The sequence below is a fragment of the Oceanihabitans sediminis genome (assembly GCF_003337215.1).
GTDB classification, from domain to species: Bacteria; Bacteroidota; Bacteroidia; order Flavobacteriales; family Flavobacteriaceae; genus Oceanihabitans; species Oceanihabitans sediminis.
The window spans coordinates 59,592-84,747 of sequence record NZ_QPIG01000002.1 but is presented as its reverse complement, the minus strand read 5'-3'; the positions used below and the strand labels follow the sequence as shown (position 1 = coordinate 84,747).

The window sequence follows — 25,156 nt, the reverse complement described above, 5'->3', positions numbered from 1 at the left end:
TTCACGTTATGTGTCTATTTAGTTTAATTTTACTGAAGAATTTCGTTACATTTGTATTTCGACTTATAAATAAACGATTATGGACAGAATACCTAGTGTGAACCTGAGTGACTTCGTTTCAGGAGACCCAAAAAGAAAACAAAAATTTGTTGATGAAATTGGTAAAGCATATGAAGAAATAGGATTTGTAGCGCTTAAAGGTCATTTCTTAGATGACACTTTAGTTGATAATTTATATAGTGAAGTAAAAAACTTCTTCGACCTTCCGTTAGAAACCAAGCAGAAATATGAAATTGAAGGAATTGGCGGACAACGCGGTTATATTTCTTTTGGAAAAGAAAGTGCAAAAGGAAAAAAAGAAGGAGACTTAAAAGAATTTTGGCATTTTGGTCAGTGGGTAGAAAACAACCCTAAATTAGAAGAAGAATACCCGGAAAATGTAACTGTTGAAGAGTTACCTGAATTTAATAGAATTGGAAAAGAAACATATAGAATGCTTGAAAAAACAGCAAAATATGTTTTACGTGCTCTAGCTTTACATCTTAATTTAGAAGAAACTTATTTTGATAATTATATTCATAACGGAAACTCTATATTAAGACCAATTCACTACCCTCCTATTGTTAACGAACCTAAAAACGCCGTTCGTGCAGCTGCTCATGGTGATATAAACTTAATCACGCTTTTAATGGGTGCCCAAGGAAGAGGTTTACAAGTGCAAAGACACGATGGAGAATGGATTGATGCCATTGCAGAACCTGATGAATTAATGATTAACGTTGGAGATATGTTATCACGTCACACCAACAATAAATTAAAATCTACCATTCACCGTGTAATTAATCCGCCAAGAGAACTTTGGGGAACATCACGTTATTCTATTCCGTTTTTTATGCATCCGGTAAGTGATATGAAACTAAATGTTTTAGAAAGTTGTATAGATAAAGAAAATCCTAAGCAATTTGACGATATCACAGCTGGGGAATTTTTACATGAACGTCTTGTTGACTTAGGACTGATAAAAAAATAAATTCATGGATTTACAAGATCAGCTTAAAAACTTGTTTCCAGAGCATGTTCAAGAAGAACCTGAAGTAGATAATAGCAATGAAAATGATATTTGGCTTCAAGACGACCCGATACTTTGTAAATACGAAAAACGCAAAGGGAAACCTGTTACTATTTTAGATGGTTATACTGGAGCGACAGAAGATTTTAAAGCATTAGCAAAAGAGCTGAAAACCAAACTAAGTGTTGGTGGAAGTTTTAAAGACGATAAAATTATTATTCAAGGTGATTATCGTGATAAAATCATGACTATGCTAAAAGAAAAAGGTTTTAATGTAAAGCGCGTAGGTGGTTAATGACAAAGAATATTCTTCATATAACTAATGGTGGTAATTTAACTAATTACTTAATAGAGTTAGATTATAAGGGAGAATATCTTACTTGGCATGAAATGTTATGCGAAGGGCCTACAAAAGTGAAGATCGATTCAGATGCTTTTTTAAAAGTACGAAAAGACTTTTTAAAGGAGTTTTACCAAATTGAAATTGACGAGCAGAAATATAAAACCGAATTACAGAAGCTAGATAATATCTCTAATTATTCTGAAATTGTTTTATGGTTTGAATATGATTTATTCTGCCATATTAATATGTTGGCTATTATTAGTTTGTTAAGAGAAAAGCAAATTAAGAAACCAATTTCATTAGTTTGTAGTGGAAGGATTCCTGGAGAAGAAAACCTAAAGGCTTTAACGGAATTAACGGCTTTTCAGATAGATGAACATTTTAAAGAGCGTATTTATTTATCAAAAGAAGATAAAGAATTTGCATCTAATATTTGGGAAGTATACTGTGGTAGCGACCATAATTTACTCAAACCATTTATTACCGAGCAATCTACTTTTGAATATTTAAGTATCTGTTTAAAAGCTCATCTAAAAAGATTTCCAGATTCGGTAAACGGTTTGAGTGAACTAGAACATAACATTATTAAAATACTTGATAAGTACGAAGTAAAATCAAGGCATCATTTACTTGGTTATGCTTTAAATTATCAGGGTTATTATGGCTTTAGCGATATACAATTAATGCGAGTTATAGATAAACTCTCCTTATTTTTTATCCAGGAAGAAGACAGTATCAAGCTTAATAGAAAAGGATATGAAGTGTTGTTGAATCAACGTAACTATGCTTCAGAAATAAATGATAACATGCAATTTGGAGAGGTAAATCGATTAGATTATCTATTCAATAAAAAAGAAAATAAACTCATTAAAACTATATTACATGCAAATTAAAGAATCTGAACTTATTTTAAACCCAGATGGTAGTGTTTACCATTTGAATTTAAGACCAGAGCATATTGCTAAGGATATTATTTTTGTAGGTGATCAAGATCGCGTAGAAAGAATTACAAAGCATTTTGATACTATCGAGTTTACTATTCAAAAAAGAGAATTTAAAACCCAAACGGGTACTTACAAGGGAAAACGTATTTCTGTGATTTCTACAGGTATTGGTCCCGATAATATTGATATTGTGCTAAACGAATTAGATGCGTTAGTCAATATCAACCTAGAAACAAGACAAGTTAAAAAGGAGCTTACAAGTTTAAACATTGTTCGTGTTGGTACTTCTGGCTCGCTTCAAAAAGACATTCCGGTAGATGCATTTGTAATGAGTTCGCATGGCTTAGATATGAACGGTATGTTGCATTCGTACAAATTAGACAATATTACCAATTCAGAAATTGAGGATGCTTTTATTTCATATACTAATTGGAGTTCAGAAAAAGCAAGACCTTTAATTATAAGTAATAGCAAGAAACTAGCAGACTTATTAGATAGTACTGAGATTTATAAAGGGATTACCGCTACTGCAGGAGGATTTTACGGAGCACAAGGTAGAGTTTTACGGTTAGCGCTTCAAGACAGTGAATTAAATAATAAGTTAGATACTTTTAATTATAAAGAATTTAGAATTTCAAATTTAGAGATGGAAACATCTGCTATATATGGTTTAGCAAAATTATTAGGTCATCAAGCACTATCTATGAATGCTATTATTGCCAATAGAGCAACAGGTGAGTTTAGTAAAGATCCAAAAGCGGTTGTAAACAAATTAATCACTTATACTTTAGATAAATTAGCCGAATAATCGTTCTATTTAAAAGAATTAAAGACATTACCGCTTTCGCGGAAACATATGAAAACAATAAATATTGGAGGTGTACCAGAGCATTTTAATTTAGCATGGTACTTAACGCTTAAAAATGGTGAATATAAAGACGAAGGAATAAATCTTCGTTGGAAAGATTATTTTGGAGGTTCTGGTGAAATGTCTAAAGCCCTTCGTGAAGGAGAAATAGACATGGCAGTAATTCTTACAGAAGGAATTATCAAAGATATTATTGATGGAAATCCAAGTGCCATTATTCAAACATTTGTTGCTTCGCCTTTAATTTGGGGAATTCATGTTGCAAAAGATTCAAATTATCATAGCGTAGAAGATTTGAAAGGAACTAAAGCTGCTATTAGCCGATATGGTTCGGGTTCTCATTTAATGGCTTATATTAATGCTCAAAATAATAATTGGAATTTAGAAAAAGATTTAGATTTTGAAGTTATTAAAGATTTAGATGGAGCTGTAGAAGGATTAACAAAGGAAGTTGCAGATTATTTTCTATGGGAAAAATTTACCACTAAACCTTTGGTAGATGAAGGTGTTTTTAGAAGAATAGGCAACTGCCCTTCTCCATGGCCTTGTTTTGTTATTGCAGTAAGAAAGGAGTTTTTAGAAAATAATAAAGAGGATGTAAAAACCATCTTAAATATTATAAACGAAACAACTACAGACTTTAAAGATATTCCTAGAATAGACGCTACTATTGCAAATAGATATGAGCAAAAACTAGAAGATGTTCAAGAATGGTTAGAATTAACAGAATGGTCTCAAGAAGTTATTGATAAGAAAACAATAGAAAATGTTCAAGATCAATTGCTTGCATTAGATATAATTCCAGAAAAATGGGATTATAATAAGTTAGTTACCAAATTATAAATCAAAATTTATTTTGAATATTTTGTATTTCATCCCTAAAAAACTGTCTTACAACAATTTGATTTTTTATTTGTGTTAATTTTTGTTAAGTTTAAGTAACCAATATTGTTATTTAGTTTTACTAAATGCAAAAAGATGTTGCTTATGCTATTAACAATCATTTACATTCTCATTTGTCTTATTGCAATAAACTTTATATTACTTAAGTTTAGTTGTAATAGAACAACAAAAGAGAAAAAGGACAGAGTAAAATCTCAAACAGTTCGAAAAGTTATACGGGTTATAAACTCCAAAGAAGAGGTTTCTCCCCAGTTTTCTGCAACAGGTAGTTAGTTTTACTAAAATGCTTATTACCAAACCAATATCCTCTATTTGCACTTAAAGGCGATGGGTGTCCTGATGTAAGTATATGATGTTTATTTTTATCTATTAGCTTCGCTTTCTTTTTAGCAAAACCTCCCCATAACAAAAATACTACCCCTTCTTTTTTATCGCTTATTAATTTAATAACTTCATCTGTAAAGGTTTCCCAACCCTTTTTTTGATGTGAACCTGCTTGGTGTGCTCTAACAGTTAAGGTCGCATTCAGTAATAAAACCCCTTGCTTAGCCCAAGGTTCTAGATTACCAGTATCAGGATACGGAATTTGTAAATCTGTTTCTAACTCTTTAAAAATATTCTTTAAGGAAGGCGGAAATGGCACTCCATTATTAACACTAAAGCATAAACCATTAGCTTGCCCGACATCATGATAAGGATCTTGCCCAATTATAACGACTTTTACAGCTTCAAAAGGACATAAATTAAAGGCGTTAAAAATAGCTTCTTCTTTAGGAAAGCATTCTTCATTTTTATATTCTTCCGTGATAAACTCTAAAAGAGATTTAAAATATGTTTTTTTTAATTCTTCTTCTAAGTGTTTTTTCCAACTAGTGCTTATATTTGCCAGCATTTTCCATTTTAAATTTATGATAGTCTAAAATAATACTATCTTTAATCTTGATAAAATTTCAGCATCTATATTTATGAAAAATTTAAAATTTCCAACTGCTCAAACTATACTACTAATAATTGCTGGTTTAGTAACGCTATTAACTTGGATCGTTCCAGCAGGAAAATATGATACTTTAGATTACGATAAAGATGCAGATACATTTACTCGAGTTAGTTTAGTTGAAGAAACTACACTTCCCGCAACTCAAGAAACTTTGGAAACTTTAAATATTAAAATTCCATTAGAAAAATTTACTAACGGAGATATTTATAAGGCAATTAATATTCCTAATACTTATAACCAACTAGAGTCTAAACCTCAAGGTGTTTTTGAGTTTATAAAATCACCAATTAGAGGAATTATTGAAGCTGCAGATATTATTTTCTTAGTTTTAATTATTGGTGGACTTATAGGTATTATTAATAGTACTGGAGCTTTTGATGCTGGTATTGGTTGGCTAGCGAAGGCTTTAAAAGGAAAAGAATTTATACTTATTATCTTAGTTACAACGCTTATTGCTTTTGGAGGAACTACCTTTGGATTGGCAGAAGAAACCATTGCCTTCTTCCCTATCTTAATTCCGGTTTTTCTAGCTGCAAAATATGATGCACTTGTAGGTATTGCCTGTATATTTTTAGGCTCTTCTATAGGTACAATGTGCTCTACTATTAACCCTTTTAGTACTATTATTGCTAGTGATGCAGCAGGAATTAATTGGACTACAGGATTGGTTGGAAGAGTAATTATGCTTGGGCTTTCATTAACAATTTGTATTGCTTATATCATGCGTTATGCTAAAAGAGTAAAAGCAGACCCTACAAAGTCTATAATTTATGATCAAAAACAGCAAATTGAAGATCTTTTTGGTAATTCTAATAAAACTGAAGTTAAGTTCACTACTCGTTTAAGATTGGCATTATTTGTTTTTGCTGCTTGTTTTATCATTATGATTGTTGGAGTTTCTATGCTAGATTGGTGGTTTATAGAAATGACTTCAACTTTCTTAGTTGGTGCTATTTTAATAGGAATTATTTCTCAAATTAAAGAATCAGATTTTGTAGATACTTTTGTAAGAGGAGCTAGCGACTTATTAGGAGTGGCTTTAATTATTGGGATTGCACGTGGTGTGACTGTAATTATGAGTGACGGACTAATTAGCGATACCATGCTATACTACGCAAGTGATATGACAACCGGAATGCATAAAGGTGTTTTTGCAAGTGTTATGACAATGATTTATGGAGGACTTTCCTTCTTCATCCCTAGTTCATCTGGAATGGCGGTGTTAACTATGCCAATAATGGCTCCATTAGCAGATACCGTTGGAGTTGGTAGAGATATCGTTGTAAATGCTTACCAATACGGTTTAGGGCTATTCTATTTTATTAATCCAACAGGTTTAATATTAGCTTCTCTTGCTGTAGTTAAAGTTGGTTTTAATAAATGGTTAAAATTTATCATGCCATTAATGATTATAATGACTGTGTTTACCCTAATTGTAATGACGGTATTGGTTTATATATCGTAAATTTAATCAGGAAGATTATTTAAAAAATCGAGCATTTTTTTATTTACCTCCTCAGCTTGGTCAATAGATAAAAAGTGTCCAGCATTTTTTATAATTTCTCCTTTACCTTTAGGTAGCGTTTTTACAATCTCTATAGTTTTTTCAGTATTAATGATATCGTCATCTCCTATTAAAACTAAAACTGGCATTTGTAAAGTCTTAAGAACATCATTAGGAAATGGTTTCATATTGATTAGAAACTTATTTACAGAATCTTTTTCTGTGCCAATATAATATTGCTCTAAATATGCGTCACTAATATTGTCTACATTACTTGACATGGTTTTTAAACTTTGCTCTATTCTTTTTTCTTTAGAAGAAAGAAGCGAAACAATATTTTTTAGCAATCCTTCACTTGGTCTTATCCATGAAAAAGTTTGTGCAGGACTCAGCAATACTAAACTTTTAATTTCATGCTGATTTTCAAGAGCTAGTTTAACAGAAAGCCATCCACCACGGGAAGCACCAATAACATGATAACTATCTAGTTTTAAAACGAAAAGCACTTCTTTATACCAGTCTATTACTTTGTCTATACTTTCCATGTCCTTGTACAAATAGGATTTCCCAGGCTCTAAAAGAAAATCAATTGCATATACACGGTGATTTTCTGAAAGAGATTGAATATTTGGATACCACATGGTAGAACTAGCATTCATTCCGTGAAGAAGCACTAGTGGCTCTCCACTTTTTGGACCGCTAACAATAACATGCGCTATACCATCTGTAGTTGGAATATATAATTCTTCATAAGATACATCCCAAAGCTGTAAAGTTTTGTCATATGCTTCAAAATAGGCTTTATCACTAGCAGAAGCTTCCGTTATATACTTTGGTCTTTCTTTGTATTTATCAAATTCGTTAGCACAACTAAGGCTTAAAAGAAAAACAAAAAGGAAGAATATATTTTTCATATTGAATCTTTATTAATTCATACAAATCTAGTTATAATTTATTCAACATTATAACTAACTTTGTTATGCCTTAAAAGAACAATAATAAGCACAATACAACCTCCTATAATTATATAAATTATCGGATCATATATATGATTAACATACATAAAAAAACATTACAAGATTTAGAGTTTTCTACTGTTTTACAGCAAGTAAGCGAACTTTGTATTACTCCTTTAGGTAATGCAAAAGCTTTAGAAATTAGACCTTATAAAACAAAGGAAGAGCTACAGCTGGCTTTAAAATTAGTAAACGAATATTTAGCTTCTTTTTATAATGATAACAGAATTCCTAATCATGGATTTGATACTGTAGAAAAAGAATTAAAGCTTCTTAAAATTGAAAATACTTTCTTAGAGATTTATAGCCTAAAAAAAATAGCGGCTATTTCTTCTACAAGTAATGAAATTGTAAAGTTTTTGAAGAAGTTTGAAGAATATTATCCAAACTTAAGTGAGTATGCTTCTCATATAGAAGTTACAAAAGAGATTATTGAAAAAGTAGACGCAAATGTAGATAGATTTGGGGATATAAAAGATGAGGCCTCTGCCCTACTTTATGATATTAGACAAAATATTAATAAGCTAAAAGGACAAATTAATCAGAGTTTTACTTCTGCATTAAATAGCTATAATCAATTAGAATATCTAGATGATATACGCGAATCTGTAGTAGATAACAAACGCGTACTTGCTGTAAAAGCTATGTACAGGCGTAAGGTTAAAGGTTCTATTATGGGAAGCAGTAAAACAGGAAGCATCGTTTATATTGAACCAGAAGCAACTTTACGATATACACGAGAATTAAATAATTTAGAGTTTGAAGAATCTGAAGAAATTGTAAGAATCTTAAAGGATATTACAAATTTCATTAGGCCATTTTCTCCTTTAATTGAACAGTATCAAGATTTTTTAATTACTATAGATGTTGTTGCTGCAAAGGCAAAGTATGCTAAATCAATGAATGCAATTCTTCCTGAAATTAATGAGGATAGAACTTTGTTTTTGCGTGATGCATACCACCCATTATTGTATCTAAATAATTTAGAAAAGAAACAAGAAACCTTCCCGCAAACTATAGAATTAAAGCAAGACAGTAGAATTATCGTTATTTCGGGACCTAATGCAGGAGGGAAAAGTATCACACTAAAAACGGTTGGACTATTACAAGTAATGCTACAAAGCGGAATGTTGATTCCGGTGCACGAACGAAGTTCGGTGTGTTTGTTTGATAGGGTATTAAGCGATATTGGAGATAATCAATCTATAGAAAATCATTTGAGTACTTACAGTTATAGGCTGAAACAAATGAACTATTTCTTAAAAAAGTGTAACAAAAACACGCTTTTTTTAATTGATGAATTTGGTACAGGTTCCGACCCAGAACTTGGAGGTGCCTTAGCAGAAACATTTTTAGAAGAATTTTATCATCGTGAAGCCTTCGGAATCATAACAACACATTATTCTAATTTAAAGTTATTAGCAAATGAGCTACCCTATATGCAAAATGCTAATATGCTTTTTGACGAAAAAAGTTTAGAACCAATTTATAAACTAGTTATAGGTAACGCCGGAAGTTCATTTACTTTTGAAGTTGCTCAGAAAAACGGTATTCCGTATAGTTTAATCAATAGATCTAAAAAGAAAATTGAACGTGGTAAAGTGCGCTTTGATGCTACTATTGCTAAGCTTCAAAAAGAACGAAGTAAGCTAGAAAAAACAGGGCAATCTTTAAAACAAAACGAAAAAAAGAAACTAGAGGAAGCAGATAAGTTAGAAGAAATTAATTCTAAAATACAGAAGAAACTAGAAAGCTATCAGGAGTTATATGATAGTAACCAACGACTAATTTATTTAGGTCAAAAAGTTAATGATATTGCTGAAAAGTTCTTCGAAAACAAGAAAAAGAAAGAATTGTATTCCGAACTGTTTAAGCTTGTTCAAATTGAAAATTCTAAACGGAAGAAAGTTTCCCCTAAGCAAAAAAAATCTATAAAAGCTAAGGAAATTAAAGTAAAGAAAGAAGTTGAAAAGAAAGTTGAAGTAATTAGAAAAAAGAAAAAGGAAAACAAGAAAAAAGCTATTGTTCCTGAAAAACCGAAGCCTATACTAAAAGTTGGTGATCGCGTTCGTATGGAAGATGGTCGAGCTATAGGAAGCATTGATGCCATAGAGAAAAACAAGGCTATAGTGAATTATGGTATTTTTACCACAAACGTTAGCTTAGAAATGTTAGAACTTGTAGAAGCAGTAAAATAACTTGTATGCAACCATTACCTGAACATAAAAAATTAATCTTATTCGATGGGGTGTGTAACCTCTGTAATAGTTCTGTTCAGTATGTGATTAAACATGACAAGAAAGATCTTTTCAGGTTTGCCTCCTTGCAAAGTGACTTAGGAAGAAGTATCATGGATGAATTTCAGATTGATACCAATAAAACAGATTCTATTCTTCTCTATTCAAAAAATAATGGTCTAAAAATAAAATCTACAGCAGCCTTATTAATTGCAAAGGATTTAGACTTTCCTAACAACTTAATGGTAGTGTTTTTAATAGCACCTACTTTTATTAGAAACTGGGTATATAGTTATATAGCGAAAAACAGATATAAATGGTATGGTAAAAAGGAAGCCTGTATGGTTCCTAGTCCTGAACTAAAAGCTAAATTTTTAAGCTAATCTATTTTATTATAAGGAATTGTAGAAAGTGCAGATAAAACCAACTGTCCCTCTTCATTAAAGAAATAAGAAGTTTGAATTTCTTCGTAAAGATTTATAGTCAATTGACTTTCTGAAGCTATCCATTCAAAATCTGAAGCATTTGAAATCATGAAATCTCCATCTTTTTTAAATGAAGTTTTTATTCCTGTGAAATCTTCATTAAAAACAATGGTGTTTTGTAAAGTTGTGTTAGAATCAGAACGTTCCCAAGTTCCAGTTAATTCATGAATGTTTGTTTGTTGCTCTGAAATATTATTAGTGCAAGACAAAACGGAAGTGATTAGTAGAAAAACGAATAAAATATTTTTCATCAAATTACTTTATTAGCAAAGTTTCGTGTACTTATCAATATTAAATATTAAGTATTTTCTACCAGAAAGAGTATCTTCAATAATAGTTTTAAAAGACTTCTTTTTTGTTAATAAGGTTTCTTCTGAAATAATTATTAAATCTTCTAAAACTGGTTCAGAAATTTCATTAACTACTATAGGTTGAACAGGTAAAGAATTTAAAGCAACATTATCTTGTGCTGCTAAAAATGAAACATTTAATAAAAAAAAGGCAACTAATATTTTCATAGATTTTTTTAACTGACGCGAAAATACACACAGAAAGGAGTATTTAGAAATTATATCGATATAAAGCAGAGATATTAGTTGAGGATTAAATTTCTGCAAAAATCATCGATAAACTACATGTTTTATATCTTAAATACTGAGGAATTGCCTTTTATCTAGAAGAGAATAATTTTGAGAAAATGTAATAGCTGTAAGTAAAGCTTCGACTAACTCTTCTTAACTAAACTTCCGTATTCTGTCCAAGAACCATCGTAAACAGCTGTGTTTTTGTAACCTAAAACGTTTGCTCCAAGTGCCAAAACACATGCAGTAATACCAGAACCACAAGAAAAAACGAGTTTTTCATTTTTATCTGTTACTTCTTTAAATGCTTTTTCTAAATATGTTTTTGGCAAAAGTTTTTGACCTTGCAGTAAAGTTGTAAAGGGAAGGTTTTTAGAATTTGGTATAGTTCCACTTCTTAAGCCTGCTCTTGGTTCTGGTGTAAGAGATTGAAATCTATCTGATGATCTAGCATCTATAATCGTGTAATTGGAATCGTCTTGAATTTTTAAGATATCTTCAAAAAACACCATATAACGAGCTTGTAGTTTTGCTTGAAAATTTCCAGTAGCGACTTTTATGTTATTTTGTTTCTTTTCTAAGGGAAATTTTTCATCTTTCCAAGCAGGTAAACCGCCATTTAAAACAGCAACTTGTTTATGACCAAATGCCTTAAATAAATACCAAGCTCTAGCGCTAGAGTAAATTCCTTTTTCATCATAAACAATTATCACAGAATCCGAATTAATTCCTAATTCTTGAGCAGAAGTTTCAAATTGTTCAGAGGATGGAAATGTACTTGGGAATTCTCCATCAACGTCACTAAACTTATTCTTAATATCGAAAAACCTAGTATTAGAAATTTGAAATACTTCTGAGTCTTCCCTATCTTCACTAGTTACTTTAGGAATTGTAGCATTTAAAATAATTATATTTTCAGCATCTAGGTTATTATATAACCAAGTTGTAGAGACTACAGACGTTTCTAATTCTAGCTTAGACATTGTTTCAAAATATTAAGTTTTTAATGCTTCTTGAACTTCGTTTAACCCTAAAATAGTTTATGAATCTAAATCAAACGTTTCCGTTGGGTTTTCTGTTTCATTATAGTCTAACATCCCTTCTCCATCAGCAATTATAGAACAAACAGTAGCATCTCCAGTAACGTTTACAACAGTTCTAAACATATCTAAAATTCTATCTACAGGGAAAATAATAGCTATCCAAGCAGGATTTAATCCTACAGAATCTAATACAATAATTAACATTACTAAACCTGCACTTGGTACTGCTGCCGAACCAATAGAAGCCAAAGTCGCTGTTAAAACAACAGTTATTTGTTGGCCTAAGGTTAAATCTATCATGTGTAATTGTGCTAAGAAAATAACAGCAATAGCTTGGTACATACTTGTTCCATCCATATTTACAGTTGCTCCAATAGGTAAAACAAAACTGCTTATTTTTTTATTCACTCCTAAGTTTTGCTCAACACATTCCATGGTAACAGGAAGGGTTGCAGCACTACTTGAAGTAGAAAAAGCTAAAGTCTGTGCTGGACTCATAGCTTTAAAGAATCCTTTGTATGATATTTTCTTTACAAAAGCTTTTAAAATCAACGGATAAATAACAAAAATCATTAATAATAAACCTAGAAGTACCGTTAAAGAATACCAGCTTAATCCCTTGAAAATTTCAACTACCTTCCCAATATCATCACCAGCCATTTTGCTAACAACTCCCGCTAATAAAGCGAAAACAAAAAACGGAGCTGCCTGCATAACAATATCTACCATTTTAAGGAATACTTCATTAATCCCGTCTACAAGGTTTAATACTGGTTTTGATTTATCTGAAGGAATAAATAACAAACAAATACCAAAAAACACTGCAAAAAAGATGATTTGAAGCATTAAACCATTGTTAGATAAAGAATGAAAAAAGTTACTTGGTACAATATCTACTAAAGGTTGTAATGGAGTTGTTTCTTTACGCTTCTTTACGGTTTCTAGTTTAGCCGCAACTGCAGCTTCTTTTAATTCGCTATTAGATAATTTTGAAATTTGCTGAGCTCTTTCAAAAAACTCCGGTTTCTGTAAGTAGTTTATACCATCTTTAATTTGATAACCTTGAGAATCTGCCCAAATTTCATAGCTAATTCTATTATCAATTCTGCTTTGCCCATCAATTAGTTTCCCTGGTTGAAATACATTTACCAATAGTAATCCTAGTGATATAGCCATTATAGTTGTAAGTAGATAGGTTCCTAGCGTCTTACCTCCCATTCTACCTAAGCTAGAAGGATCACCAATATTTGCAACACCTCCAATAATGGAGAATAATACTAAAGGCACAGCAATAAGCTTCAATAAATTAATAAAAATAGTTCCAAATGGATCAATCCAATTAATGGTAAAAGAACTCCAACCCATTGAGCTTGAAATTAAAGCCCAAATGATACCGAGTACCATACCAATAATAATTTTCCAATGTAATGCTAGTTTTTTCATACGTTTATTTGTTCTTCGTAAATCTTCTAGAAGGGAAGAATGTCTCTATTATATTTTTGTTATTTGTATAGTTTATTTAATAAGAAAAAATCTGCTATCACCAATGCAGCCATAGCCTCAACTATAGGAACAGCACGAAGTACCACACAAGGGTCGTGTCTTCCTTTTCCTTGCATTTCTACAATTTCTCCTTTGGTATTTATAGTTTCTTGTTTTTGCATAATCGTAGCAACCGGCTTAAAGGCTACTCGGAAATAAATATCCATTCCGTTGCTAATTCCGCCTTGAATTCCCCCAGAAAGGTTGGATTTAGTACTTCCGTCTTCGTTAAATAAATCATTATGCTCACTACCTTTCATCTTGGCTCCGCAAAACCCACTTCCGTACTCAAAGCCTTTAACAGCATTGATTGAAAGCATTGCTTTACCTAGTTCGGCTTGTAATTTATCAAAAACTGGTTCACCAAGTCCGATTGGTACGTTTTGTAACACACAGGTTATAGTACCTCCAATAGTATCTCCTTCTTTTCTAATTTCTTTGATTTTAGAAATCATTTTTTCAGCTGAAGATTCATCCGGACAACGAACGATATTGTTTTCCGTTTTAGAAAAATCTAAAGCCTGATAAGGCTTGTCTATAAAAATTTCTCCTACGGAAGAAGTAAATGCATGAATCTGTATGTCTTTTATAACTTGTTTTGCAATTGCTCCAGCAACAACTCTACAAGCTGTTTCTCGAGCAGAACTACGTCCTCCTCCTCTATAATCACGGATTCCGTATTTGTTTTGATAAGTGAAATCTGCATGACTAGGGCGGTAAACATCTTGAATATGGGAATAATCTTTAGATTTCTGATTGGCGTTTTTTATAAAAAAACCAATAGGCGTTCCTGTTGTTTTTCCTTCAAAAATTCCCGAAAGAAATTCTACGGTATCAGCTTCTTTTCTTTGGGTTACTATTTCAGACTGTCCTGGTTTTCTTCGGTTTAATTCTTTTTGAATAGCTTCAAAATCTAAGGTCAATCCTGGAGGACAACCATCAATAACACCGCCTATAGCTTCTCCGTGAGATTCGCCAAAAGTAGTAAGTTTGAATATGTTTCCGTAAGAATTCCCTGCCATTATCTAAAAAATAGTTATTTGAGTCGCTAAAGTAAATTTATTATTACAGAAATGAAAATTATAGTAAAGCATCTTTTAATATACTTATGGGGTGCAAAGCGATACGATTTGTGCCATCTTTAATTTGGTGGCGACAACTAGTTCCGTTTGCAGCTATGATGGTTGTAACTTCTGCTTTGCGTATTGCAGGAAAAAGGGTTTGCTCACCAATTTGCATGCTTATATAATAATGCTCTTTTTCATAACCAAAACTACCTGCCATACCACAACATCCGCTTGGTATGATAGTAACTTTATAGTTTTTTGGAAGATTTAAAACTTCAAAACTTGCTAGTTGATTTGACATGGCTTTTTGATGACAATGACCATGAAACTTTATATTTTTGGTTTCTTCCGTGAATTGTGAGGAGGTGATATTTCCTGACTTTATTTCTTGTTGAAGAAATTCTTCGATTAAAAAAGTGTTTTTTGAAATTTTTTCAGCGGAAGCTTTGTCGTCGGCTAATCGAATATATTCATCTTTGAATGTGTAAATAGCAGAAGGTTCTATTCCGATTAAAGGCGTTTCTAAAGAAATAATTTCCTTAAAAATCTGAACGTTTTTATTGGCAAGTATTTTTGCTTCTTCTAGCAGCCCTTTAGAAATAAAGGAACGTCCAGATTCTTCATGATTTATTAATTCAACTTTATAGTTTAGCCTATTCAAAAGTTCGATAGCATCTATGCCTATTTGAGTATCTAAGAAGTTTGTGAATTCATCATTAAACAAGTAAATAGTTTTAATATATTTATTTTTAAATTCCTTATTTGAAGTGTTTAAAGTTGTTTTACTTAAACTTTTAGTTGATATTAATGGAAGACTTCTTTCTTTTGCAATTCCGAATGATTTTTTTAAAATGGAAGACGTAAAATCATTTGAAAATATAAAATTTGTTAGTCTTGGCAAACGACTTCCAAATTGGTTTAATTTGTTATTATAAGCAAACAATTTAGTACGTAGAGAAACGCCATTTTCCTTCTGATATTGGTATAAAAATTCTGCTTTTAAACTAGCGACATCTACACTACTTGGACATTCACTAGCGCAGGCTTTACAGTTTAAACATAAATCGAAAATGTCTTTTAATTCTTTATGATTAAATTTATTTGATTTTTCCGAATGCGTTAAAAACTCCCTTAATGCATTTGCTCTAGCTCTTGTTGTGTCTTTCTCGTTTCTAGTAGCTCGATAACTAGGACACATAGTTCCTCCAAACTCCGGAAGCTTTCTGCAATCACCCGAACCATTGCATTTTTCAGCTTCACGAAGTATTCCATCTGATTTTGAAAAATCTAGTAGGGTTTCTATTACCGGTTCTTCCCTATCTACCTCATATCTTAGGTTTTCATCCATAGGAAGTGCATCAACAATTTTCCCTGGATTGAAAATATTATTAGGGTCAAAAGCTTTTTTGATTCGTTTTAAGATTTCATAGTTAGCTTCACCAATCATTATAGGAATAAACTCCGCTCTCACAATTCCATCACCATGCTCCCCACTCATAGAACCTTTATATTTTTTAACTAGCTTGGCAACATCTGAAGTGATTTTTCTAAAAAGCGCTACATCTTCTTTTTTCTTAAGATTAAGTATTGGGCGTAGATGCAATTCTCCGGCGCCAGCATGTGCATAATAAACTGCTTCTTGATTATAGTTTTTCATTAAAGAAGTAAATTCTTCTATAAAATTTGCTAAATCTGATAGCGCTACGGCAGTGTCTTCAATACAAGCAACAGCTTTTTTATCCCCTATAATATTTCCTAATAAACCAAGACCTGCCTTCCTTAACTCAATAGCTTTAGTGATTTCATCTCCTACCAATAAAGGATTTGCATAGCTTAAGGCTTGTTCTTTAAGTGTTTTTAAAAGTTTATCTGCTTTAGAATTTACAATTTCTATAGTGTCACCTTTAACTTCACACATTAAAATAGCCTGTGGTTCTCCTTGGACAAAACTTCTATTGGCTTCTTGTGCTTTGTTGTGTTTGGTTAAATCTAAAATGGTTTTATCCATCATTTCACAGGTATGTAAATCGTGTTGCATCACAGACTCCACGCTTTTTAAACAGTCTGAAATACTATTGAAATGTGCTGCAACCATGATACTCTCTGCAGGAGGAAGTTTATCTAGCTTTAAAGTGATTTGTGTGCTAAAAGCTAAAGTTCCTTCGCTACCAGAAAGTAGTTTACACATATTGAATTTTTCATTTGAAGAATTAAAAACTTCCGATTGGATTAATTCGTCAATAGCATAACCGGTATTTCTTCTATGGATTTCAGGGTTTGGAAATTCACTTTTTATTTGCTGCTTTACTTCTTCTGAAGCTAATTCCGTAAAAAGGGTATTATATATCTCTCCTTCTAAAGTCTCAAGCTTTGTTTTTCTTGTGAAATCTTCAGCGGACAAATCTTTGAAAATAACCTCACTTCCATCACTAAGAATCGTTTTTAATTCTAAAACTTTATCGCGTGTAACACCATATTGAATAGAAGTTGTTCCCGAAGAGTTATTACCAACCATACCACCAATCATACATCGGTTAGATGTGGAAGTGTTTGGCCCAAAAAATAAACCAAATGGTTTTAAGTAATTATTTAGCTCATCTCTAACAACTCCTGGTTGCACTATAACGGTTTGTGCTTCTTCATCTAATTTTATGATATTGGTAAAATACTTTGAAACATCAACAACAATACCATCTCCAACACATTGACCAGCTAAAGATGTTCCAGCTGTTCTAGGAATTAAAGATGTTTTATTTTCTGTAGCAAAACGAATAAGTAGTTTAATATCATTTTCGTTTTTAGGATAAGCGACAGCTAAGGGTAGTTTTCTATATACAGAAGCATCTGTTGCATAAATAGAACGTGTTAAATTATCAAAAAGCAAGTCGCCTTCTAATTGTTGTTCTATATTCCTTAATGCCTTTTTAACTGCTATTTTCATTATAATTGGGAGAAAATGTATGATGGTTTAAAATTACACTTTGTAGTTCAATATTAACAAAACATTTACATTATTTTTTTTACACTATGTAGGAAGATTTGTTATATTTCATAGAACTTAAAACATTATAGAATTATGAAGAAATTGTTTTTATTAGCATTAGCCTGTGTAGGCTTTGTAGCAACAAGTAACGCACAAGAAATTTCAGAAAACGCTATTGGACTTCGTTTAGGAGATAGTAAAGGTTTTGGTGCAGAAGTTACTTATCAAAGAGCTGTCTTTGAAACAAATCGAATAGAGTTAGATTTAGGAATAAAAGACGGGAAAAATTACAATGGATTTAAACTAGCAGGTATTTACCAATGGGTATGGAACATTGACGGAGGTTTCAACTGGTATGCTGGTCCTGGTGCAGGTTTTGGAGCTTACAAACATGATGTTCCAGGACACAAAGATTATAAAGATTCATTTGTTTTCTTATCTGGTAATGTTGGTATCGAATATAAATTCGACTTCCCATTATTATTGTCATTTGATGTTAGACCTGAATTTGGTCTAGGAGACGAAAGATATGACAACGATGATTTAGACTTTGATGTAGGTATCTCAGCTAGATATACTTTCTAAAAAACAAAATGATTTACATATTAAAGACCACTTTTTAAAAAAGTGGTTTTTTTTTTTTATTTTCTCTCTAAAGATTTCTTTAAAGTTCTTTCGTAAATAGCTTCGTATTGAGGTACTATATTGTGGATATCAAATTTTATAGCTTCTGCTTTAGCATTCTTTTTAAACTCTTTTAATCGAGTTTCGTCACTTAAAATATGAATAGCATTTTTAGACATATCTTCAACATCTCCTACTTCACTTAAAAATCCTGTTACCCCTTGTTTGTTTACTTCTGGAATTCCTCCTGTTTTACTTGATATCACTGGTACTCCAGAAGCCATTGCTTCTAATGCTGCAAGACCAAAGCTTTCAGTTTCACTTGGTAATAAGAACAAGTCACTAAAACAAAGAATCTTATCTATTTCATTACTTTTTCCGAAGAAAATTACTTTTTTAGTAATTCCTAATTTAGCACAAAGAGACTCTGCTTTTTCTCTATCTGGCCCATCACCTACTACCATAAGTTTCGCTGGAATTTGTTTCTGAATATTATAAAATATCTTTACAACATCTTCCATACGTTTTACAGGACGTAAATTACTAATATGTGTTATTATTTTCTCATTTTCATCAGCCATCATGCTTCGTTGGCAGTCAGAAAAACCATGATCATACTTAGAAATATCGATGAAATTGGTTACTACATCAATATCGTTTTTAATATCAAATAAACGCAAAGTGTCCTCTTTTAAACTTTGAGAAACCGCTGTTACTGCATCTGATTTATTGATGCTAAAGGTTACTGCTGGTTTATAAAAGGGATGTGAGCCAACAAGCGTAATATCGGTACCGTGTAGGGTAGTTACAATTGGCACATAAATATTTTCTTCTAATAGCATTTTTTGCGCCATATATGCTGCATATGCATGCGGGATAGCATAATGCACATGGAGTACTTCTATTTTATGAAGCTTCACCATATCTAATAACTTACTAGACAAGGCTAATTCATAAGGTTGGTAATGAAATAAAGGGTATTCTGGTACATTTACTTCATGGTAATGTACGTTTTTGTTTAATAATTCTAATCTAACAGGTTGGTTATAGGTGATAAAGTGTATTTCGTGTCCACGTTTTGATAGCTCTAAACCAAGTTCTGTAGCTACTACTCCACTTCCTCCAAATGTTGGATAACAAACAATTCCTATTTTCATTCTTTATGTTTTAAGTTTATGAAATTTCCATTACTAAACTTTGGTTTTAATCAATTATAGCTTCGTAAATAGCTTCTTGAATATTCGTTCTAATATCTTCTTTTAATAATAAGTTTTTACCTGCGGTTGGGTAGGTTCTATTTGCTAAGAATATATATACAATTTCTTCTTCCGGGTCTGCCCAAGCATAGGTTCCGGTAAAACCTGAATGACCGAAACTTGTCATAGAAACACATCCACAAGTTGGACCAGCATCTCCTAATTGAGGTTTGTCGAATCCTATTCCTCGTCTGTTATTCTCATCACAATAATAACAGAAGTTAAACTTATCTATAGTTTCTGGTTTTAAATATCGTTTTCCTCCGTAATACCCTTTCTGTAAATACATTTGCATGATTTTAGCAACATCATTTGCATTACTAAAAATTCCGGCATGACCACCAATTCCTCCTTGCATAGCGGCTCCCATATCGTGAACATAGCCGTGAATTTTTTGATATCTATAATAATCATCTTCTTCCGTTGGAACAATATTTTTATTACTAACCCTATTGTTAGGATTATACATAGTGTAATTTGCTCCTAAAGACTCATAAAAATGATTTCTAGTTAATTCGTCTAAAGTTCTGTCGTAATATTCTTCAATATATTTCTTTAAAATATAATATGGTAAATCACTATAACGATAACGAAGTCTACTTAATAAATCGGAATCCTTTATAATTCCTTGAATGGAATCCTGATAATCATTTCGCATATAAAGTTCATCAGCAACTTTAATACTGAATTTAGGATCGAAACTCTTTCTGTAATATTTAGGGTCTGGTCTTTTTGTGACAGAATCTAAAGTCGCATAATAAAAAGGAATCCATGGTTTTAAACGCGCATAATGCGATAGCATGCTTTTGATGGTTACATTCTTTTTGTTAGAGCTTTTATATTCTGGAAGTAAGTCTGATAATTTACTGTCTAGTGAAATTATTCCTTTTTCTTCTAATTCCATCAATAAAGGTAAGGTTGCTAATATTTTTGTTAGGGAAGCAACATCATAAATATCATTGATTTTAACTGCTTCCGCATTTTTGTCGTAAGTATGTTTTCCGAAGTTTTTATTGTAAATCACTTTACCTTTTCTAGCAATAAGCAATTGTATTCCTGGAGTCATTCCTTCATTTACTGCATGATTGGCAATAGAATCCACCTTCTTTAGTTTTAAAGAACTCATACCTGCTCGCTCCGGAGTTGTATAAGACAAACGTTTGATTGAAGTATAAGTATCTCCTTGCCCAACGCTAAAATCAACACCTGCTGAAACAGGTAGTCTTCCTTTTGCTGGTAATGCTCCGAAAATTATTTGAGCAGATTTCTGTTGCGCTATATCACTGTTTTGATAACTCACAACAACACTTTTAATATTGTTGATAGGATCTATATCTAATAATGCATAAGGCTTAACGAAAATATTAAGAATCACATTATTGGTTCTAGCTGTTTCGTATAGCCAAGTAAGTTCTTGACTAGTGAATTTATAGCTTTTCCATGGATTATCATTAGATCTGTGTAAGCCTATGATAACTGTATTATAATGCTTTAATTTATCTGAAAGCGATTCTAAGCTATTTGCTTTTACTTCATGAACTCTTGCGTATTTCTTTAATTCGTTATAAAAAACAGAACCATCATCATCGCCAAACTTTACATAAGCGATGCTTTTTGTTTCTAGCTGTCTTAGAGGAAGTAATCCAGCTTTGTTTTCTGCAACGGTAATTGCATTTTCTAAAAGCTCTTCGTATAAAATATCGTCTCTTAATCTGTTTAAATCGGCGTGTAAGTTATTTATCCCTATTGGTTGGTAATTATGTAAACCGACTTTATATTTTGCTTGTAATATTTTCTTAACCGAGTGTGCTAAACGATCTTCGGTAATAATACCTTTATGGTAGGCTTCTACGAACTTGTTAATTCCTTTTTCAGGATCTTCAGACATTAGCATAACATCGTTTCCTGCTAGAAAAGCCATTAAATCTATTTCTCCACCAGTAGGCACCTTGTTAGCACCGCTTCCGTCTAGTGATTTATCAATATAATCTGCTGCACCTTTCATGGTTAATGCATCGGTGAAAATCAAACCTTTAAAACCTAGTTTTTCTTTTAAAATATCTGTAACAATATGTTTCGACAAAGAAGATGGAAAACCACTTCTTGACTCTAAACTAGGTACGTTTAAGTGGGCAACCATCACACTAGACAGACCTTCTTTTATAAGTTTTCTGTACGGATATAATTCTACTGAATCTATACGTTTTCTATCAAAATCTACTGTAGGAAGTGTTTTATGAGAATCGGTTTCTGTGTCTCCATGGCCAGGAAAATGTTTTGCATTAGCAAGAACTCCTGCTCCTTGCATTCCCTTCATAAATGCAAGAGCTTTCTCGGTAACGTTATCTCTATCTTCTCCAAAAGAACGATTCCCTATAATTGGATTTTTAGGGTTGGTATTAATATCAACTACCGGAGCAAAATTAAAGTGTACCCCTAGACGTTTAGAGTGTTCTCCAATATGTTTTCCTGTTTTTTCTACTAGCCTATTATCTTTAATAGCGCCAAGTGTCATATTCCAAGGGAAAGCGTATGTAGAATCTAATCGCATGCTTAATCCCCATTCTGCATCCATACCAACTAATAATGGAACTTTAGAGGCAGCTTGTAATTCGTTGTTTAGTTTCGCTTGTCTAACAGGTCCCCCATTTGAATATATAATTCCGCCTATATGCTGTTCTTTAATTTGTTTAACAATCTTGGCTTTATTCTGTGGCCCTTGATTAGAGAATACCTGAATCATAAAAAGTTGCCCGATTTTTTCCTGAAGAGACATGTTGTTATAAAGGCTATCCACCCATTTCTTTTGGGAAACAGCATCGTTAGCAAGTAAAGGGTTTGTGTCTTGTGCTTGACTAAAAATTGGATATATGACTATAGCTAGTAAAAGATAATAGTAGCGCATAAAATAAGTTTTGAAAATATAGCTTTAAAACTATGCCAAAATAACATTTTTAAAGCGAAGTTATATAGACTTTAAGATAGATTTTAGAAGAATTATCAACGAACTTACTAAAAGTAAATTCATTAAATGAAAAATTGCTCCTTACGGAAGAAAGAAAAAATCTAATGATGTAAATCTATATGTTTATCGTGATACCCTAGAAGGTATAAAACTCCATCTAAACCGAAACTAGAAATCGAGTTTTGAGCGTTATCTTTTACAGTAGGTTTTGCGTGGAATGCAATTCCTAATCCGGCAAGATTTAGCATAGGTAAATCGTTTGCTCCGTCTCCTATAGCAATGGTTTGGCTTATGTTAATACCTTCTTTTCTAGCAATTTCTTTAAGGTATTCTGCTTTTTTGTTACCATCTACTATTTCACCTAGATAACCGCCAGTTAAAACACCATCTTTAATTTCTAATTGATTAGCATATACATAATCTATACCTAGTTTTTTTTGTAAATAATTTCCAAAATAAGTGAATCCACCAGAGAGTATAGCAGTTTTAAAACCGTATTGTTTTAAGGTATCTATAAGTCTTTTTGCTCCTTTAGTAATTGGTAGATTTTCTGCAACCTCTTGCAAAACATCTTCTTTAAGACCTTTTAAAAGGCGCATTCTTCTAATAAAGCTTTCGTTAAAATCTATTTCGCCTTGCATAGCATATTCTGTAATAGCTTTAACTTCTTCTCCAACACCGGCTAACTCTGCAAGTTTATCAATTACTTCCGCTTGTATTAAAGTAGAGTCCATATCAAAACAAACTAAACGTCTATTTCTTCTGTAAATATTATCTTCTTGAAAAGCTATATCTACATCTAAATCGCTAGAAATTTGCATGAATTTGGCAGTAAGATCCTCTTTGCAATCTATTTTTCCTCTTATTGATAACTGTATGGATGCTCTAGGATGTTCTTCTTTATTAATAAGAGAAGCACGACCGGTAAGTCTTTTTATAGCATCAATATTTAGGTTCTTTTCTGAAATTACTTTGGTGATTTCAGAAATTTGCTTTGCAGTAATTTTTTCACCTAAAACAGTTATGATGTATCGGTCTTTTCCTTGAAGAGCTACCCATTTTTCGTAGTCCTCAATAGAAATTGGTGTAAATTTAGCAGTAACTCCAAGTTCGTAAGCCTTGAAAAGCAAATCTTTTAAAACAGTAGCGGAGTCGTTACCAGCTTCAATTTCAATAAGAAAACCTAACGAAAGTGTATCGTGAATATTTGCTTGACCAATGTCTAATATTTTAGCTCCATATTCTGCTAAAACATTTGTTAAGCTAGAAGTTAAACCAGGTTTATCTTGCCCAGAAATGTTAAGTATGAAGATTTCATTGATCATGCATCGTTTAGTTTAGAAATCTACTATGCCAACTTTCGCTTGCAGGTACTTCCCAATTTTCTTTAAATTCTGCTACAGTATTTACAAGATTATTAAAAACAATCGTGTTTTTAGAAACAGCTTTTTGTTTCGCCATTTTTCTAAAATCAGATAGGTTTTTATAAGCAATGAATTCTCCTTGTTTATAAGAAACATTCATTTTATCCATTAAATCTACATTATATTCTTTCTCTAATCCTTGAATAAAATGTACAGAAGCATCGATAGAACAACCGGTTGCATTGTTCTTGTTTTGGTTTAAGCCAATAACAATAAAACGCTTATAAACAATTTTGTATCCTGCTTGTAGGTCGCTTCCGTGAGCAGCCCAATTTTCAAGAAATATATTTAATTTATTAGAAATTTCTTCAATTTCTTGTTCTGTAAATGAACGATTAGCTTGGTAAATCCAAACACGAGATTCCTCCGGTAATGTATTAAAGTCTACTAACATGTATCTTGTAATTTGAAATTTTAAAAAGAAATAGATTATAGGTTTTGTGAACTAGCAATAAGTTCTGCAATATCTAAAACTTTTACTTTTTGTTCTTGCTCTTTTACTTTTACTCCGTCTGTCATCATAGTCATACAATACGGACAAGCAGTAGCAATAATATCTGGATTTGTTTTTAATGCATCTTCTGTTCGAAGTTCATTAATGTCTTTATCTCCTTTTTCAGGTTCTTTAAACATTTGCGCACCACCTGCTCCACAACATAAAGCTCTTTCTTTGCTTCTTTTCATTTCTACTAGGTTTGCATTTAAGCTACCTAGCACTTCTCTTGGCGCATCGTATTCTGAGTTTGCTCTTCCTAAATAACAAGGGTCGTGAAAGGTTATTTGTTTCCCTTTATAATCACTCTCTTTTATATCTAATTTCTTCGAACTGATTAACTCTTTTATGAATTGCGTATGGTGTAAAACTTCGTAATTACCACCTAAGCTAGGGTATTCATTTTTTAAACAATTGAATGAATGCGGATCGCAAGTAACAATTCGTTTTACTTCGTATGAGTTTAATAATTCTATGTTCATTAAGGCTTGCATTTGAAACAAGAATTCGTTTCCTGCTCTTTTTGCTACATCTCCTGTTGAACTTTCTTCTGTACCTAATACTGCAAAATTAACTCCTGCTTTGTTTAATATTTTAACAAATGCTTTTGTTATTTTTTTTGCTCTATCATCATAACTTCCAGCAGAACCAACCCAGAATAAAATGTCTGGTTGCTTTCCTTCTGCCATAAACTCTGCCATTGTAGGCACATTTAGTAGTTCGCTCATTGTATGTTGTGATTTTCGGTAATTAGTTTTTGTTTTTTACTGCGTTAGCGATTGAGGCATTTGTTGAAGCTCCTCGCAGAGAGC

Annotated in this window: 22 protein-coding genes; 9 read left to right on the top strand and 13 right to left on the bottom strand. The window is 32.0% G+C overall.

Annotated features, from left to right (window positions below; genetic code table 11):
- The first annotated feature begins 79 nt into the window (after positions 1-79).
- The 5 genes from DU428_RS06135 to DU428_RS06115 are packed head-to-tail and all read left to right on the top strand — an operon-like array spanning position 80 to position 4,067.
- Entirely contained in the window at positions 80-1,030 is a 951-nt protein-coding gene (locus DU428_RS06135; protein WP_113966144.1) for an isopenicillin N synthase family dioxygenase, read from the top strand.
- Between the two features lie 4 nt (positions 1,031-1,034).
- Positions 1,035-1,364 (top strand): translation initiation factor, encoded by a 330-nt coding sequence (locus DU428_RS06130; RefSeq protein ID WP_072349061.1) that lies wholly within the window; start codon positions 1,035-1,037, stop codon positions 1,362-1,364.
- Positions 1,364-2,305, top strand: a complete 942-nt coding sequence (locus DU428_RS06125; RefSeq protein ID WP_072349060.1) for a DUF1835 domain-containing protein — start codon at positions 1,364-1,366, stop codon at positions 2,303-2,305. Before DU428_RS06130 ends, DU428_RS06125 begins: the two co-directional genes overlap by 1 nt.
- Positions 2,295-3,164 (top strand): nucleoside phosphorylase, encoded by an 870-nt coding sequence (locus DU428_RS06120; protein WP_113966145.1) that lies wholly within the window; start codon positions 2,295-2,297, stop codon positions 3,162-3,164. Before DU428_RS06125 ends, DU428_RS06120 begins: the two co-directional genes overlap by 11 nt.
- A gap of 48 nt (positions 3,165-3,212) precedes the next feature.
- The gene (locus DU428_RS06115) at positions 3,213-4,067 is read left to right on the top strand and encodes a substrate-binding domain-containing protein (protein ID WP_113966146.1); all 855 of its coding nucleotides are present in this window, start codon (positions 3,213-3,215) and stop codon (positions 4,065-4,067) included.
- Positions 4,068-4,347: 280 nt separating this feature from the next.
- Here DU428_RS06115 and DU428_RS06110 read toward each other — a convergent pair whose 3' ends face one another.
- Positions 4,348-5,019, bottom strand: a complete 672-nt coding sequence (locus DU428_RS06110) for a uracil-DNA glycosylase (RefSeq protein WP_113966147.1) — start codon at positions 5,017-5,019, stop codon at positions 4,348-4,350.
- 73 nt (positions 5,020-5,092) lie between these two features.
- Here DU428_RS06110 and DU428_RS06105 point away from each other — a divergent pair, with 73 nt between their 5' ends.
- The gene (locus DU428_RS06105; RefSeq protein ID WP_113966148.1) at positions 5,093-6,589 is read left to right on the top strand and encodes a YfcC family protein; all 1,497 of its coding nucleotides are present in this window, start codon (positions 5,093-5,095) and stop codon (positions 6,587-6,589) included.
- Positions 6,590-6,591: 2 nt separating this feature from the next.
- Here the strand turns inward: DU428_RS06105 and DU428_RS06100 are convergent, their stop codons facing one another.
- Complete coding sequence (locus DU428_RS06100) at positions 6,592-7,542, bottom strand: alpha/beta fold hydrolase (RefSeq protein ID WP_072349055.1); 951 nt, start codon at positions 7,540-7,542, stop codon at positions 6,592-6,594.
- 134 nt (positions 7,543-7,676) lie between these two features.
- On the opposite strand from DU428_RS06100, the gene DU428_RS06095 reads away from it, so the two are divergent.
- Together DU428_RS06095 and DU428_RS06090 are read left to right on the top strand one after the other, a co-directional pair.
- Positions 7,677-9,842: an endonuclease MutS2 gene (locus DU428_RS06095; protein ID WP_072349054.1), complete on the top strand. Its 2,166-nt coding sequence runs from the start codon at positions 7,677-7,679 to the stop codon at positions 9,840-9,842.
- 5 nt (positions 9,843-9,847) lie between these two features.
- Positions 9,848-10,264, top strand: a complete 417-nt coding sequence (locus tag DU428_RS06090) for a thiol-disulfide oxidoreductase DCC family protein (RefSeq protein ID WP_072349053.1) — start codon at positions 9,848-9,850, stop codon at positions 10,262-10,264.
- Here DU428_RS06090 and DU428_RS06085 read toward each other — a convergent pair.
- The 6 genes from DU428_RS06085 to DU428_RS06060 form a co-directional block, all read right to left on the bottom strand.
- A complete protein-coding gene (locus tag DU428_RS06085) occupies positions 10,261-10,617 on the bottom strand; it encodes a hypothetical protein (RefSeq protein WP_113966149.1) in 357 nt (118 codons plus the stop codon). The genes DU428_RS06090 and DU428_RS06085 overlap by 4 nt on opposite strands.
- Positions 10,618-10,629: 12 nt before the next feature.
- Entirely contained in the window at positions 10,630-10,884 is a 255-nt protein-coding gene (locus DU428_RS06080; protein WP_072349051.1) for a hypothetical protein, read from the bottom strand.
- 206 nt (positions 10,885-11,090) lie between these two features.
- Complete coding sequence (locus tag DU428_RS06075; RefSeq protein WP_072349050.1) at positions 11,091-11,930, bottom strand: sulfurtransferase; 840 nt, start codon at positions 11,928-11,930, stop codon at positions 11,091-11,093.
- A 57-nt stretch (positions 11,931-11,987) separates the two neighbouring features.
- Positions 11,988-13,433 (bottom strand): dicarboxylate/amino acid:cation symporter, encoded by a 1,446-nt coding sequence (locus DU428_RS06070; protein WP_072349049.1) that lies wholly within the window; start codon positions 13,431-13,433, stop codon positions 11,988-11,990.
- Positions 13,434-13,492: 59 nt separating this feature from the next.
- Positions 13,493-14,554 carry a chorismate synthase gene (gene aroC, locus DU428_RS06065; protein WP_113966150.1) on the bottom strand — a complete coding sequence of 354 codons (1,062 nt, stop codon included), beginning with the start codon at positions 14,552-14,554 and terminating at the stop codon, positions 13,493-13,495.
- A gap of 58 nt (positions 14,555-14,612) precedes the next feature.
- Positions 14,613-17,540, bottom strand: a complete 2,928-nt coding sequence (locus tag DU428_RS06060; RefSeq protein ID WP_113966151.1) for an FAD-binding and (Fe-S)-binding domain-containing protein — start codon at positions 17,538-17,540, stop codon at positions 14,613-14,615.
- Positions 17,541-17,675: 135 nt separating this feature from the next.
- Here DU428_RS06060 and DU428_RS06055 point away from each other — a divergent pair, with 135 nt between their 5' ends.
- The gene (locus tag DU428_RS06055; protein WP_113966152.1) at positions 17,676-18,167 is read left to right on the top strand and encodes a hypothetical protein; all 492 of its coding nucleotides are present in this window, start codon (positions 17,676-17,678) and stop codon (positions 18,165-18,167) included.
- 56 nt (positions 18,168-18,223) lie between these two features.
- Here DU428_RS06055 and bshA read toward each other — a convergent pair whose 3' ends face one another.
- From bshA to DU428_RS06030, 5 genes are all read right to left on the bottom strand, one after another.
- Positions 18,224-19,363, bottom strand: coding sequence for an N-acetyl-alpha-D-glucosaminyl L-malate synthase BshA (bshA, locus tag DU428_RS06050; protein ID WP_113966153.1), 1,140 nt, complete (start codon positions 19,361-19,363; stop codon positions 18,224-18,226).
- Positions 19,364-19,409: 46 nt separating this feature from the next.
- Positions 19,410-22,367, bottom strand: a complete 2,958-nt coding sequence (locus DU428_RS06045; protein WP_113966154.1) for a glycoside hydrolase family 3 N-terminal domain-containing protein — start codon at positions 22,365-22,367, stop codon at positions 19,410-19,412.
- A gap of 161 nt (positions 22,368-22,528) precedes the next feature.
- Complete coding sequence (gene serB / locus DU428_RS06040) at positions 22,529-23,752, bottom strand: phosphoserine phosphatase SerB (protein ID WP_113966155.1); 1,224 nt, start codon at positions 23,750-23,752, stop codon at positions 22,529-22,531.
- Positions 23,753-23,759: 7 nt separating this feature from the next.
- A complete protein-coding gene (locus tag DU428_RS06035) occupies positions 23,760-24,245 on the bottom strand; it encodes an ABC transporter ATPase (RefSeq protein ID WP_113966156.1) in 486 nt (161 codons plus the stop codon).
- Positions 24,246-24,280: 35 nt separating this feature from the next.
- Positions 24,281-25,072 (bottom strand): (Fe-S)-binding protein, encoded by a 792-nt coding sequence (locus DU428_RS06030; RefSeq protein ID WP_113966157.1) that lies wholly within the window; start codon positions 25,070-25,072, stop codon positions 24,281-24,283.
- Positions 25,073-25,156 lie beyond the last annotated feature (84 nt).

What these genes read in the sequence shown, in the direction of transcription:
- DU428_RS06055 (WP_113966152.1), top strand. Translation starts at nt 17,676, where the DNA reads ATGAAGAAATTGTTTTTATTAGCATTAGCCTGTGTAGGCTTTGTAGCA.
- DU428_RS06030 (WP_113966157.1), bottom strand. Translation starts at nt 25,072, where the DNA reads ATGAGCGAACTACTAAATGTGCCTACAATGGCAGAGTTTATGGCAGAA.
- DU428_RS06035 (WP_113966156.1), bottom strand. Translation starts at nt 24,245, where the DNA reads ATGTTAGTAGACTTTAATACATTACCGGAGGAATCTCGTGTTTGGATT.
- DU428_RS06080 (WP_072349051.1), bottom strand. Translation starts at nt 10,884, where the DNA reads ATGAAAATATTAGTTGCCTTTTTTTTATTAAATGTTTCATTTTTAGCA.
- DU428_RS06090 (WP_072349053.1), top strand. Translation starts at nt 9,848, where the DNA reads ATGCAACCATTACCTGAACATAAAAAATTAATCTTATTCGATGGGGTG.
- DU428_RS06070 (WP_072349049.1), bottom strand. Translation starts at nt 13,433, where the DNA reads ATGAAAAAACTAGCATTACATTGGAAAATTATTATTGGTATGGTACTC.
- DU428_RS06115 (WP_113966146.1), top strand. Translation starts at nt 3,213, where the DNA reads ATGAAAACAATAAATATTGGAGGTGTACCAGAGCATTTTAATTTAGCA.
- DU428_RS06110 (WP_113966147.1), bottom strand. Translation starts at nt 5,019, where the DNA reads ATGCTGGCAAATATAAGCACTAGTTGGAAAAAACACTTAGAAGAAGAA.
- DU428_RS06060 (WP_113966151.1), bottom strand. Translation starts at nt 17,540, where the DNA reads ATGAAAATAGCAGTTAAAAAGGCATTAAGGAATATAGAACAACAATTA.
- DU428_RS06130 (WP_072349061.1), top strand. Translation starts at nt 1,035, where the DNA reads ATGGATTTACAAGATCAGCTTAAAAACTTGTTTCCAGAGCATGTTCAA.
- bshA (WP_113966153.1), bottom strand. Translation starts at nt 19,363, where the DNA reads ATGAAAATAGGAATTGTTTGTTATCCAACATTTGGAGGAAGTGGAGTA.
- DU428_RS06105 (WP_113966148.1), top strand. Translation starts at nt 5,093, where the DNA reads ATGAAAAATTTAAAATTTCCAACTGCTCAAACTATACTACTAATAATT.
- DU428_RS06045 (WP_113966154.1), bottom strand. Translation starts at nt 22,367, where the DNA reads ATGCGCTACTATTATCTTTTACTAGCTATAGTCATATATCCAATTTTT.
- DU428_RS06075 (WP_072349050.1), bottom strand. Translation starts at nt 11,930, where the DNA reads ATGTCTAAGCTAGAATTAGAAACGTCTGTAGTCTCTACAACTTGGTTA.
- DU428_RS06085 (WP_113966149.1), bottom strand. Translation starts at nt 10,617, where the DNA reads ATGAAAAATATTTTATTCGTTTTTCTACTAATCACTTCCGTTTTGTCT.
- aroC (WP_113966150.1), bottom strand. Translation starts at nt 14,554, where the DNA reads ATGGCAGGGAATTCTTACGGAAACATATTCAAACTTACTACTTTTGGC.
- DU428_RS06095 (WP_072349054.1), top strand. Translation starts at nt 7,677, where the DNA reads ATGATTAACATACATAAAAAAACATTACAAGATTTAGAGTTTTCTACT.
- DU428_RS06120 (WP_113966145.1), top strand. Translation starts at nt 2,295, where the DNA reads ATGCAAATTAAAGAATCTGAACTTATTTTAAACCCAGATGGTAGTGTT.
- DU428_RS06125 (WP_072349060.1), top strand. Translation starts at nt 1,364, where the DNA reads ATGACAAAGAATATTCTTCATATAACTAATGGTGGTAATTTAACTAAT.
- serB (WP_113966155.1), bottom strand. Translation starts at nt 23,752, where the DNA reads ATGATCAATGAAATCTTCATACTTAACATTTCTGGGCAAGATAAACCT.
- DU428_RS06100 (WP_072349055.1), bottom strand. Translation starts at nt 7,542, where the DNA reads ATGAAAAATATATTCTTCCTTTTTGTTTTTCTTTTAAGCCTTAGTTGT.
- DU428_RS06135 (WP_113966144.1), top strand. Translation starts at nt 80, where the DNA reads ATGGACAGAATACCTAGTGTGAACCTGAGTGACTTCGTTTCAGGAGAC.